Source organism: Paenibacillus sp. AGC31 (assembly GCF_057334655.1).
On record NZ_JBHFJH010000032.1, the window covers coordinates 15,472 to 27,945 of the forward strand.

Sequence of the window (12,474 nt, forward strand, 5' to 3'; positions counted from 1 at the left end):
AATTCACTATGCAGAAGAAAATCGTAGGTGTGTTTAATACAGAACGTGAAGCATCACAGGCTATCGAAGGTCTGAAAGCACAAGGATTCACTTCAGACGAAATCTCCGTTGTTACACAGGATCGGGATGAACTGAAGGCTATTCGGGAAGAGACAGGTACCAAAGCCCCTGAAGGTGTGGCTGCTGGTGCAGCAACAGGTGGTGTCCTTGGTGGCGTAGCCGGTCTGCTCGCAGGTATCGGTGCACTAGCCATACCTGGCATAGGTCCCATTCTGGCCGCAGGCCCCATTGCAGCAGCATTTACCGGTGCAGCCGTAGGTGCGGGAGCTGGCGGACTGGTGGGTGGACTGGTAGGTCTTGGTATTCCGGAAGAGGACGCTAAACAGTATGAGGAGTATGTACAGAATGGTAAAATCCTGCTGCTCGTAGATTCTACGGATCGGGACTCCGATGTGTACGATGTGTTCAGTGGCAACAGCCAGCTTAACCGGGACAGAGCCGAAGCAGCTCATCGCGGAGATGTGCCAGCCGAACGTCCGGATCTGGATATGGAAGAACGCAGATTGGAAGCCCAAAACAAGGCAGCGCGATTTGGTAACAATACATTCCTGTAATCTTGCCGCGAATTTAATCGAAATGAAATAAAAACCAATAACTTATTATCTGTAAAATGGAATGACATATATGATCCACCAGATGGTCATTAGCCGGTTTCCTTAAGGGAAGCCGGCTTTTGTCCCTGTGTTGCATATGGGTGGGTGTCAATAATGTCGGATGGTGTTTTTACCCAGTCAAGCAGGGAATAACAATACATATAACAGTACAGCCAAAGCGAGTCCAATCACCAGTAGCATCATGGTAAGGAACCGGATTAATCCGGTTGATGCCTGAAACGTCTGTTCATTGATTTGTGTACGCTTCCGATGATAGGCTGCTGCCGAATATACAATGATGGATATGCCACCAATCAGAGAAGTGATACCGGTAATAATCGCCGCAATATGTGCAAGCCGATCATACGCCGATGAATTGAAACCAAATCCGGCAGCAAGAAAGCCAATGCCCGCCATGGCAATACCTGTGCGTACCCAGGCCAGAAAAGTTCGCTCGTTAGCCAGATGTTGTTGGACATACTTGGAATCAGTAGTGGTTACGTCTTTGTCTGTTAAAGAAATGTGTATCAACTCCGTTCATTAAATATACGGCTTCATTGTACTTTGTTTGTATCGCAAAACCAAGAAAGGATGGCTGAATGTATGCCTCGCAAAGAACGAATTACAGAAATAGAGAGCTTAAGGGGAATTGCCTTTGGAGCAGTGGTTCTCCAGCATTCCATCGCACATTACTCTGTGGTGCCGGAAACGAGACTGGAGGATGGCGTGTTACTGGCCATACTGCTGATGCTCTCCAAATTTGCAGTTCCTTTATTCATATTCATAACAGGGATGGTGCTGTTTTATAACACGGGAGACAAGCTGAATTATGGCCAGTTCATGAGAAAAAGAGTAAACGACGTGATCGTGCCTTATCTGATCTGGTCACTCATTTATTTTACACTAGCACCGCGTGGTTGGACCGGATTTGGATGGAATGACATACCAGACCTAAGCTTGAAGTTGCTTACGGGCAAAACGACTTCACACTTTTGGTACATCATTATGCTGATCCAGTTTTATCTGTTATTTCCGCTCTTCTTGCGAGCCATTCGTTATGTATATAACCGATATGAGGCCAAGGGACGCTTGATCGCATTATTGATTTCTGGCGTGGTGTATCTGGTGCTTGCAGATCAATTAAGAAACATCGCCAAATTCATGGAACGGCTGAATATCCCAGTGCTGACAGATGCTTTTACAACGTATGCAGACCGCAATTTCCTCTATTTTTTTATTTATTTTGTGCTAGGTGCAGCCGCGGGATTATCCGTCCAGCACTGGAATGAATGGATTCATCGATTACGCTGGATATACTGGACAGTGTTTATTGTTCTGGGTCTGCGGTTTACTTATTTATTAATGCTGGAGTTTCAGAAGCCGGAAGGAATCAAAATTACATTCTACACAGTCAGCTTGATCCGCCCTGATATGGCACTCTTTCTGATCGCTTCCATTATGGTCATGTACCAGCTGGCCGGGAAACTGCATAACCTCAGGGCTACACGATTGCTGGGATGGATTGGTGGTGTATCGTATGGCGGTTATCTGATGCATATGTTGATGCTGCGGTATAGCTACATTCCAGATGAGTTGTTTTACGTTGCTATGGGCTGGAACCCTGTCGTCCGAATGATCATCACCTGGTTGTTGGCTCTTACATTATCCTGTGTACTGACATGGCTTATCTCGCGTGTAAGCTGGGGCAAATGGATTGTGGGATCTGTACCCAAGTCTGCCCGCAATAAATGAATATATCAACATATGAAAAATTCATAATAGATCAGCAGAGCGGCATAGAAGTGTACGGGAGTACGAGAGTATACGAACACAAGATACAGGAGCACAGGTATTACAGCTTTTACAGCTTCTGCACAGTCTTTCTTATTATTAAAATTCTTGCACACGACTCCCTGAGCTCTGAAATAAACAACTTTTAAACTAATTTCATAACTCACTAAAAATGAATTTCTGTAACTGAATATAGACAAATTGAACCGTTTCGATCTATATCCAGCCTTGATTGAAGCAGCTAAAGGTATTATGAAATTAATTCTTTTGAATAAAAATTAAAATTTCATCACATGAAAAATTCACAACAGAAAACCTTTTTCCGTGCTTCCCCCAGGTTAACGCGTATCCACACGATATCTTTCTCACCTTCTTTGAAGATAGATAAAAGGGAGGCAAAGCGGAGAAAGATGGCAGAACCCGAACATAAGTTTTATAATACTAGATATATAGGTTCTGACAGGAGGGGAATGAACGTGGCTTTTATGATTGCACAGCGGGCATTTATCAAGCTGTATCTGATTACGATGGTTGAACAGCACAGGGGGTATGGTTACGAGATGCTGGAGGCGATGAAGCAGGAATTCAAAGACTACGGTTATGTACCACCCCAGAGCGAGGTATATCGGGCACTGCATGAATTGGTACAGCAAGGTGTTTTTTATCGCACGAAGAAGCTGAAGGGCAATGATCCAAAGGTCGATTTTCAGGAAATCGTTTTATATCATTTTACGGATGATGGTGCGGAAAAAGCTGAGTTATACAAAAAACAGGTCAAAACGGATCTGGATCGTTGTCTCGGCATGTTACACAAGGCAGATGAGGACAATTACGGTACGAAAGGAAGATAAGCATGGATAAACAGTTACAGTGGGGTGTACTCGGTACGTCAACCATTGCCAAAAATGCAGTCATTCCAGCAATCCAGCAGTCCGAACGTGGTGAAGTCTTGGCAATTGCCAGCCGCAGCAAGGAAAAAGCGGAAACCCTTGCCGAAGAACTCGGCATTGCCAGATCGTATGGCAGTTATGAAGAGCTCATCGCTGATCCGGACATTGAAGCCGTCTATATTCCTTTGCCTAACCATATGCACAAAGAATGGACCATCAAAGCGGCACAGGCTGGCAAACACGTGTTGTGTGAGAAACCTGCTGCCTTGAATGCAGATGAATCGGCAGAAATGATCGAGGCGTGTGAGCAGCATGGTGTTCTTTTTGCAGAAGCGATTATGTATCGATATCATCCCAAGCACAGACGTGTGCAAGAGATTATAGCTAGTGGAGAAATAGGCATCGTCAGAGCCATCCATGGTAACTTTACCTGTAATACCGCTGATGACAAGGAGAATGTAAGGTTCAAAAGAGAGATGGGCGGCGGATCATTATTCGATCTTGGCGTGTATCCGATCTCGGCAGCCCGGATGTATCTGGGACAGGAACCGGAAGCGGTGACAGTACACGCTCTATTCTCGGACGAGCATGATGGCGTGGATATGATGGCGTCGGGACTGGTAGAATTTCCGAATTCGGTAGCTTTAACTTTTGACTGTGGCATGTGGGCTTCAGGACGAGCGGAGATGGAGATTCTCGGGACGGAAGGGCGGATTGAACTGCCAAAAGTATTTGGCTGGGAGAACAGTGATATTCCACCTCAGATTATTGTGCACACCGATTCGGTCAGCCGTGAGGAACGTGTATCCGTGTCCAATTCCTATGTGCTTCAGGTGGAGACATTTGCAACGGCTGTGCTTGATGGAGCTGCCCTACCTTTCAGTCCGGAAAATACCATTCAAAACATGCGCGTTATTGATGCGTGCCTGGAATCGGCTCGAACTCGTCAACGGGTGCAACTGATCGATTAGATTAGGTCAGTTTAAACATACTAGAAAAGTTGACTCCATCTTCAGGATGAGAGTCTTTTTTCTGTCTTAAAATGTTACAATTATAATATTTTACAAATTAAACGTCTTCATTTGATCTTTCTACCAAAATGATGTGATATAAATAGTCATGAGATGACTTGTTTACTATAATCTAGCAGAACATACAACTAGAACGTTACAGCTTGCAAAACGCATATCGTGACAACGTTCATCTACTTTGAGGGATCGGGAGGCCGGATTGATGAAAAAGTTGATATCTACCGCATTACTGGCATTGTTGTTAACGTTTGTTTTCCTCACAGGTTCACAGTTCACTCCAGTCGCACAGCAGAAGGCATCTGCTGCAACATGTACCATCATCAATACGTTTACGGGTGTAGCAAACTATGTGAGTGCAAACGGAACGTTGCCATGTAACTTTATTACCAAATCACAGGCAACAGGACTTGGCTGGGTAGCGTCAAAAGGAAACTTGGCTGTAGTTGCTCCTGGGAAAAGCATCGGTGGGGACACATTTGGCAATCGGGAAGGGCTTCTGCCTTCGGCCAGCGGACGTACATGGCGCGAAGCGGATATTAACTATACTTCCGGCTTCCGTAATTCGGATCGGATTGTGTACTCCAATGATGGGCTCATCTACAAAACGACAGATCACTATGCATCATTTACACGTTTGAAATAGAGGAAGGAGCAGCCATGAATACCGTGATTCTGGATGGAGAAGACTTTGCTAGTAGCGCTGAACTTCATCAACAATTAAAGGATAAGCTGAAGCTGCCGGATTTTTATGGGGGTAATCTCGACGCTCTGTGGGATTGCCTGACGGGTACGATTGAACTTCCACTAGAGCTAAAATGGACCAACTACCTAATCAGCGAAGAACGCCTGGGGAATGAAGCAGGCCGGGTACGTGATTTGATGTTGGAGGTTCAGGCTGAGCAAGCTGGATTTCAATTGCGTCTTGAGAAGTAGGCAGCAAATGAAGGCAGTTCAAATATAATCCGTCAAGCCGAGCAGACCACATGTGGTCTGTTTTTTTGTGTTATAGGAGGTTGTCCAAAAAGGTTGTTAAAAAATTCTTTGTGTTGATTACGAATCTTCTAAAAGCAGAGCAGATTTTACTTTTTTTTCTTATCGTTAAAATTATTTTCACGGAGGTATTGATTTCTGCATAACTTACGTTAAAATAAAATTAACATGAAAAATATTTTAACGTTGAGGAGTGAAAAGGGATGAGCGATAACACAGCAGTTGGCAAGCAAGGTATGGGTGAGTTAATACGAATCAGACCGTACATGCAATTTATGCTTAGTAAAGTTGTATCCAGATTTGGTGATTCGATTGATTCGATTGCGTACAGTTGGATGGTGTACATTCTAACCGGTTCGAAAGTGCTGATGGGTACGTTGCTGGCGGTGAATTTTTTGCCCAATATCCTTCTGGGTCTGTTCGCCGGGGCTTTGGTTGATCGCATGTCTCCCAAAAGAGTGATTGTGATTACCAATACTGGTCGCGGATTATTTGTTGGTATTACAGCTCTACTGTTTGGATTGGGCCAACTTGAAGTCTGGCATCTGTTTGTCATTACAATTCTGAATTCTTTGCTGGAATGCTTCACTAGTCCTGCGGAAGTGTCCAGTGTCCCCAGATTGCTTCCCCCATCGATGCTGCTTTCGGGTAATGCCATGTCCTCTTCCGCAACCAGAGTGGCCGAACTCGCAGGACTTGCAGTGGCGGGTGCCCTTATTGCTACAATAGGCATTGCCTGGACGATCCTGATTGATGCGGGGTTGTTTGCGCTAAGTGCTTTGATTATGAGCCGAGTAGGCTACCCTGAAGCCTTAACATCTGCTAACAATGAAGATAAAACATCAATTGAAATAAATTCTCTTCCATCCGACAAAAGTAGTATATTCTCCGAAATGGCGGAAGCTTTTCATTTTCTCCGTAAACATGCCTTATTGTTAATTGTCTCCATCCTGTTTGCCTTCGTTAATTTCTGCCTGATGCCGTTTAATGTTCTCCGTACACCCTATGTCATTGAAACGCTGCATGCTGGCGCTGGGGGATTAAGTCTGCTTAGTGGGCTGATGGTGGGAGGCATGCTGCTCAGTGGTGTATGGTTGACACAAAGGGGAGCGAATTATCGTAAAAGTGTGCTGGTCATCAGCGGTATTGTCATGTTGGGTCTCAGTTATGCGATGACGGCACTACCCGCTTATATGACTTCCTTCCAACTGCCGGTTGCAGCGGCCTTTTGTCTACTGATGGGTATGGGGATTCCGCTGGCTACAACACCGCTGGCCACCTATCTTATGGAAGTTACCCCTTCGGAGATGCTGGGCAGAGTGTATGCCCTTCAGGGTATGCTCGTCTTGAGTGTTTCACCCCTTGGGAGTCTGGCTTCGGGAGCACTTGCAGATTGGATGACCATGCCTGTTCTGTTTATCGTTTCTGGTATTATGCTTGCCATGTCCGCAGGTATGCTGTTATTTAGCAAAAGTTTTCGAAGTGTTCTGTAAAGATATTCAGAAGTGATCCTTAGCCGATTTTCTGTATCAAGTCATTTCTGGCTCGTTTTGACCGAAGTCCTGACGCAACGTTATAATAGAGATATCGATGGACAACAGGTACCCCGGAAATGAGGATACAGGGATGGAGCACAAGGTTCTTTCAACAATTGAAGAAATTAAAATCTACTCCGATCCGTATCGGATTCAGATTATGAATATGTTTAACAAGCAGGGCAGACCATCCACTGTCAAAGAGATCGCCGACCAGATGGGTGAGGTGCCAGCCAAAGTGCACTATCATGTAAAAAAGCTGGAGAAAATTGGTCTGCTGACCATCGTTTCCACACGTGAGATTAATGGGATTATTGCAAAATACTACGAACCATTCACCGGAGAGATCCATCTCCGTCACGAAGATGAAGACAAGGAAAACTCTCCATTGAAACAGGTGTTTCGGTCCGAGACACTCAAATTATTAAATGAGATGTTCGAACAGAGTCGTCAGCGATTCATGCATCAGGCGGAAAACGAAGATCGGATGTTCCTCTCGGACATCACGCTGTATGCAACCCGTGAGGAAGTAGAGCAGTTGTATAAAAACATCATAAAACTCTGTGAACCCTATACTACAAAAGAGAATCGGCAAGGGGAACAGGAGGTTTTTCAGTTATTCTCTGCTCTCTCCAAACCTATAGTGAAAATACCTGCTTCTAAGACAGAGGCAAAAGAGAAAAAGAATGCTACGTCTGATAAGGACAAAGCAACTACGAAAAAGTCTCGATCTGTGTCTAAGCGACAGGAATCTGCATCATCTGGTAGTGAGTCGGAAGAATAAACGGATGGAATACATGGGTTCAGCCTTATCGCTGGAAGCAAGTAACCGCAAACGTGAGAGACTGCTTTGGAGAAAACTAGAAAAAGCCGCCCAATGGCGGCTTTTTAATGCGTGATAAGGAAGGCTAATGGTAGAGCAACCTATTGAATCGAATTCAATTTTGATGCATCCCGTTTCAGTTCATAACGAAGTTACATGTTCTCATCGTAACCCTTCACATCACGTTTGGCTGCGGTTGCGGGGGAATTAGATGTGCCATATTCTTCGACCGCTTCCCAGGCATCTGCGTTGTCGAACTTGCCGACCCGCTGCTGTCTTCCTTCTCCAGCACCACTTGGAGGCATGGTCATTACTTCTTCTTCAACAGGCCGATCGTTGCTGATCTCCCGATTAGGTGTGTCGTCAATACAGTAAGCGGTATAAGGGATAGCCTCAAGTCGTTCGAAAGGAATATCTTCTCCGCACGTTACACAGGTTCCGTATGTACCTTGTTCCATACGTTCCAATGCGTCGTTCACTTGATTGAATTCGTCTGTTAATGTATCGTCAATCGCCAGATCACGGCTGCGTTCAAATGTTTCCGTACCGGCATCTGCCGGATGATTATCATAGGAGGACAGCTCACCGGTTGAATCTTTCAGCGACTCGACTGGAGCACCGTCTTCCATGCTGGATTCAAAATGACGCTGCAAGTTTTCACGTTGCTCCAAAAGGGCGTTTTTCAGTATTTGATGTTGATCTTTAGTTAATGTACTCATAAGGACATGCTCCTTTCCCGTTGTGGGGTGTAGTGAGTCTTTACCCGAATTGGAAGAAAAGCAATCATTTTCGTGAGGAATAGGGCTGTATCGTTTTATATCTGACGGATTATGTGTTATAAAAAATAGAGAGAGAAATTGCCGTGTGTTCTTCCCACGAAATAGAACTACGGCTTGGCTTATAATGGAGGTTGTCAATATGGATGAACATATGAAACGAAGATTGGATAAACAAAGACAATTGTTCAAACAATTGGGTGTGCAGCTAGATGCGTTATCGATTCATGAAAAACAATTTAATTATAAACTTCGTGGTTATGATCCGGATGAGGTAGATGCTTATCTTGATCTGGTCATCAAAGATTACGAACGTTTCTATGCCAATATTGCAGATCTGATGGACAAATGGCAAGAACAGCAGTTAACGATCCGCGATCTCAAGTCGTCCGCGAAACCGGTGGAAGATCCAACCAAGATTGATCGCAAACAACTGGATGATATTGTGAAACAACTGGAATACAGTGTGCGACAGCTCAAGATCAGAGCACGTCCCGAAAAGGATCTGTTCTCTGAATAGGTCAGTATGACTAGGATTATATTAAATAAAGGTGGTTAATCATGAGTACTCATTTTTCGGTCAGTGTGCATTGTTTGTTGTTATTGTCACTCAGCGCGCCTGAACGAATCACGTCTGCACATATTGCAGGTAGCGTGAATACCAACCCTGTCGTCGTCAGACGTATTCTGGGCGGGCTGAAAAAGGCAGGATTGGTGAACTCCTCTCCTGGAACAAGAGGCTTCTACTTAGCGAAGCCATCAAGTGAAATCACATTAGCCATGATCTATCAGGCTGCCAAGGACGAAGGTCCATTGTTCCCGATTCACGGCAATTGTAACCCGGATTGTGAAGTGGGCTTGCATATAGACGGCTTGCTGACCAATCTGTATCAGGTTGCCGAGGCGAAGGTGGAGCAGTTCTTTGCATCCATTACACTCGAAGATATGGAACGTTCCTGTACTCAGATGCAAGCTGTTCCATCACAGACAGAATAGATTGCAATAAGACGAAGGAAAGGTGGGTTGTTATATGAAAATTGTTGTCATCTCCGACACGCATTGTTCACGTAAATCACGGAAGTTACCGACTAGGCTCCTGGATGTATTGCCGAGTGCAGATCTCATCCTTCATGCCGGTGACTGGTCGGATTGGAGCGTATACCCATTGCTTAGCGAGTATGCACCAGTTGAAGGTGTAGCGGGTAATACGGACCCGTCCGAAATCGCTGAAAAACTGGGATATTCCCGTATTGTTGAAGTTGAAGGGCTTCGTCTGGGTCTTGTGCACGGTCATCTGGGATCAAAGGGTACGGAACAGAATGCAATTCATACCTTTGCAGGCCAGCATGTGGATGCTGTGATCTACGGACACTCACATATCCCGGTGATGCATACCGTGGACAACACACTGGTATTTAATCCGGGGTCGCCTACGGATCGGCGTTTTCAGAAACAATACTCATTTGGCATCATGACAATAGAACAGGGGAAAATACAGGCTGAACATGTGTTCTTTGATCGGGATTAGATAGATATGCGCTGATTGCAAGTTGGACGAGTACAAGAACCAGAACCAGCTACTTAAGTCGCGACTGGATAACTGATAGGGAACCTTCTCCATAAATTTCATCTTATATATATGTTTATTGTACAAGGCATCTTTGAGCAGAATTCAAATCTGTTCCAGGGATGTCTTTTTTGATTTTTGATCACATCATTCTCTTGGAAGTTATCTCTGAATGGGGAATGTGCTCTGTTCGTTATCTGTCATTCATCTGTTGGCGTTTTCCCCTATGGTGACGTTCAGTGGAATGATACAATGCCTTTACGACATGAAATGAATACGTTTACATAAGGAGATGGATCATGATGAAACTGTCTGTATTCACGGTGGCTACCCCTGATCTGAATGCAGAAGAACTGGCATCGGCTGCGGCAGCAGCGGGAATTGATGGAATTGAGTGGAGATTCCGTGGAATTCCTGAAGATGCTATATCTGAAGAGCCTTCTTACTGGAGAAATAATCGATGCTCGGTAGATCCGAGCCGCTGGGAGGAACAGGTTCCTGTTTTTCGTGAAGCAGCGTTAGGGCAAGGTAGAAAATCGATCGCACTTGTACCGTATCTGAACTGTGAAGATCTGTCTGCCACCAAGCAAGCGTTTCAGGCTGCGGCTGGTTTAGGAGCATCTATGATGCGTGTGGGTGTTCCTGGATATGATCGCAAGACCAGTTATCCTGAGTTGTATCGTAAAGCCGTTGATTACCTGAGTGAAGTACAAGATCTGGCCAAACAGTACAACATCAAGGCGATTGTAGAGACACATCACCAGACGATTGCACCGACGGCATCGCTGGCCTATCGACTTGTGCAATCGCTCGACCCGCAGCATGTTGGTGTATTGTACGATCCAGGCAATATGGTGCATGAAGGATATGAGAACCATCGGATGGGACTTGAGTTGCTAGGGCCTTATCTGGCTCATGTACATGTAAAAAATGCCGGGTGGTTTGAACCAGAAGGGAAAGATTCACAAAAGGCTAATGTGACGGAGAAGAGCAGCGGAGTGGCTCTGAATACAGCCTGGAAATGTCACTGGACGCCGCTGACTGAAGGCATGGTCGATTGGGTACAGATGGTGCGAGATCTTCGTGCCGTTGGGTATGACGGATACTACGGAATTGAGGACTTTAGTGGTGCCTTGGAATCCAAGGCGATGTTACAGCATTTTGCAGACGTTTTCGCCGAAATTGAGCGTCGTGTGGACGAGGAGGAGCAGTCATGAGTATCGTACGAGTAGCGGTGATTGGTATAGGAAACATGGGAGCAGCACATGCCAGAACGTTGGTGGCTGGAGAAGTACCCGGTGCAGAGCTGGTCGCCGTATGTGATGTAAGAAGAGAGATGGAGAGCTGGGTATCCAGTCACCTTCCGGCAACGGTAACCTATTGGCAGGATGCAGAGCAGATGATGGCTTCGGGTACGATTGATGCAGTCATTATTGCAACGCCGCACTATGATCATCCGGAACAGGCCATTCAGGCGTTCCAGCATGGCTTGCATGTCATGATTGAGAAGCCAGCAGGTGTGTATACAAAACAGGTACGCAAGATGAATGAAGCGGCCGCAGCCAGCGGTAAAGTCTTTTCCATGATGTACAACCAGCGGACCAACCCACTCTATATTAAACTGAGAGACTTGATTGCTTCAGGGGAACTGGGAGAGGTACGGCGTACCAACTGGATTATTACGAACTGGTATCGATCCCAAAGTTACTATGATTCCGGCGGCTGGCGGGCAACATGGGCAGGTGAAGGGGGCGGTGTACTGATTAACCAAGACCCCCATCAACTGGATCTGTGGCAGTGGACCATCGGCATGATGCCGGTACGAATGCGTGCTTTCTGTTCGTTTGGCAAGTATCGGAACATTGAAGTGGAAGATGATGTAACGGCTTATGTGGAGTATGAAAATGGAGCAACAGGTGTCTTTGTAACGACCACTGGCGAAGCACCGGGTACCAATCGATTCGAGGTCAACGGAGACCGAGGTAAAATCGTGATCGAAGATGGAAAACTTACGTTCTGGCGACTTCGGGAATCTGAGCCTGAATTCAATCAGCGGTTTACCGGAGGTTTTGGACAGCCAGAATGCTGGAAATGTGAAATCCCGATTACAGGTGTGGAAACGGGTCACCCGGGTCTGATTCGTAACTGGGTTGATGCGATTCTTACAGGCGCACCACTTATTGCTCCCGGTGAGGATGGTATACACGGATTGACGTTATCCAACGCTATGCTGCTGTCTACCTGGACGGATAACTGGGTCGATCTGCCGATCGATGAGGATCTGTTCTACGAGCATCTGCAGGAACGCATTGCTGGTTCAACGACGAAGAAAGACAAGGCATTCAGTGGCAGTCAACCTGCTGATTTGAGTCAGACGTTTAAATGAAGATGATATATAAGACGAGTTCATTGTAATCA

The 12,474-nt window shown here is 45.6% G+C and carries 15 protein-coding genes; 13 read left to right on the top strand and 2 right to left on the bottom strand.

Translation table 11 applies throughout. From position 1 onward, the window contains the following. The first annotated feature begins 8 nt into the window (after nt 1-8). Complete coding sequence (locus ACE04G_RS19665; RefSeq protein WP_017689064.1) at nt 9-614, top strand: general stress protein; 606 nt, start codon at nt 9-11, stop codon at nt 612-614. Nucleotides 615-791: 177 nt separating this feature from the next. Here ACE04G_RS19665 and ACE04G_RS19670 read toward each other — a convergent pair whose 3' ends face one another. Then, nucleotides 792-1,184, bottom strand: a complete 393-nt coding sequence (locus tag ACE04G_RS19670) for a YidH family protein (protein WP_017689063.1) — start codon at nt 1,182-1,184, stop codon at nt 792-794. Nucleotides 1,185-1,256: 72 nt separating this feature from the next. Here ACE04G_RS19670 and ACE04G_RS19675 point away from each other — a divergent pair, with 72 nt between their 5' ends. From ACE04G_RS19675 to ACE04G_RS19705, 7 genes are all read left to right on the top strand, one after another. After that, nucleotides 1,257-2,405: an acyltransferase gene (locus ACE04G_RS19675; protein ID WP_449004357.1), complete on the top strand. Its 1,149-nt coding sequence runs from the start codon at nt 1,257-1,259 to the stop codon at nt 2,403-2,405. A 515-nt stretch (nt 2,406-2,920) separates the two neighbouring features. Continuing rightward, on the top strand, nt 2,921-3,295 hold the full coding sequence (locus tag ACE04G_RS19680) for a replication termination protein (protein ID WP_105598241.1): 375 nt from the start codon (nt 2,921-2,923) through the stop codon (nt 3,293-3,295). A 2-nt stretch (nt 3,296-3,297) separates the two neighbouring features. After that, entirely contained in the window at nt 3,298-4,305 is a 1,008-nt protein-coding gene (locus ACE04G_RS19685) for a Gfo/Idh/MocA family protein (protein ID WP_449004358.1), read from the top strand. A gap of 262 nt (nt 4,306-4,567) precedes the next feature. Next, a complete protein-coding gene (locus tag ACE04G_RS19690) occupies nt 4,568-5,008 on the top strand; it encodes a ribonuclease (RefSeq protein ID WP_449004359.1) in 441 nt (146 codons plus the stop codon). Nucleotides 5,009-5,022: 14 nt separating this feature from the next. Further along, entirely contained in the window at nt 5,023-5,298 is a 276-nt protein-coding gene (locus tag ACE04G_RS19695; protein WP_449004360.1) for a barstar family protein, read from the top strand. 260 nt (nt 5,299-5,558) lie between these two features. Next, the gene (locus tag ACE04G_RS19700) at nt 5,559-6,848 is read left to right on the top strand and encodes an MFS transporter (RefSeq protein ID WP_449004361.1); all 1,290 of its coding nucleotides are present in this window, start codon (nt 5,559-5,561) and stop codon (nt 6,846-6,848) included. Between the two features lie 133 nt (nt 6,849-6,981). Further along, a complete protein-coding gene (locus ACE04G_RS19705; RefSeq protein ID WP_449004362.1) occupies nt 6,982-7,674 on the top strand; it encodes an ArsR/SmtB family transcription factor in 693 nt (230 codons plus the stop codon). A 191-nt stretch (nt 7,675-7,865) separates the two neighbouring features. Here the strand turns inward: ACE04G_RS19705 and ACE04G_RS19710 are convergent, their stop codons facing one another. Next, nucleotides 7,866-8,432, bottom strand: coding sequence for a TraR/DksA C4-type zinc finger protein (locus ACE04G_RS19710; protein ID WP_449004363.1), 567 nt, complete (start codon nt 8,430-8,432; stop codon nt 7,866-7,868). Between the two features lie 199 nt (nt 8,433-8,631). Here ACE04G_RS19710 and ACE04G_RS19715 point away from each other — a divergent pair, with 199 nt between their 5' ends. The 5 genes from ACE04G_RS19715 (at nt 8,632) to ACE04G_RS19735 (ending at nt 12,442) form a co-directional block, all read left to right on the top strand. Beyond that, on the top strand, nt 8,632-9,009 hold the full coding sequence (locus tag ACE04G_RS19715) for a DivIVA domain-containing protein (protein ID WP_017689054.1): 378 nt from the start codon (nt 8,632-8,634) through the stop codon (nt 9,007-9,009). A 41-nt stretch (nt 9,010-9,050) separates the two neighbouring features. Beyond that, complete coding sequence (locus tag ACE04G_RS19720) at nt 9,051-9,485, top strand: Rrf2 family transcriptional regulator (RefSeq protein WP_076208829.1); 435 nt, start codon at nt 9,051-9,053, stop codon at nt 9,483-9,485. 34 nt (nt 9,486-9,519) lie between these two features. After that, on the top strand, nt 9,520-10,017 hold the full coding sequence (locus tag ACE04G_RS19725; protein WP_047842548.1) for a metallophosphoesterase family protein: 498 nt from the start codon (nt 9,520-9,522) through the stop codon (nt 10,015-10,017). Between the two features lie 341 nt (nt 10,018-10,358). Next, on the top strand, nt 10,359-11,273 hold the full coding sequence (locus ACE04G_RS19730) for a sugar phosphate isomerase/epimerase family protein (RefSeq protein WP_449004564.1): 915 nt from the start codon (nt 10,359-10,361) through the stop codon (nt 11,271-11,273). Continuing rightward, nucleotides 11,270-12,442, top strand: a complete 1,173-nt coding sequence (locus ACE04G_RS19735) for a Gfo/Idh/MocA family protein (RefSeq protein WP_221825164.1) — start codon at nt 11,270-11,272, stop codon at nt 12,440-12,442. The genes ACE04G_RS19730 and ACE04G_RS19735 overlap by 4 nt, the downstream gene beginning before the upstream one ends. Nucleotides 12,443-12,474: the final 32 nt, after the last annotated feature.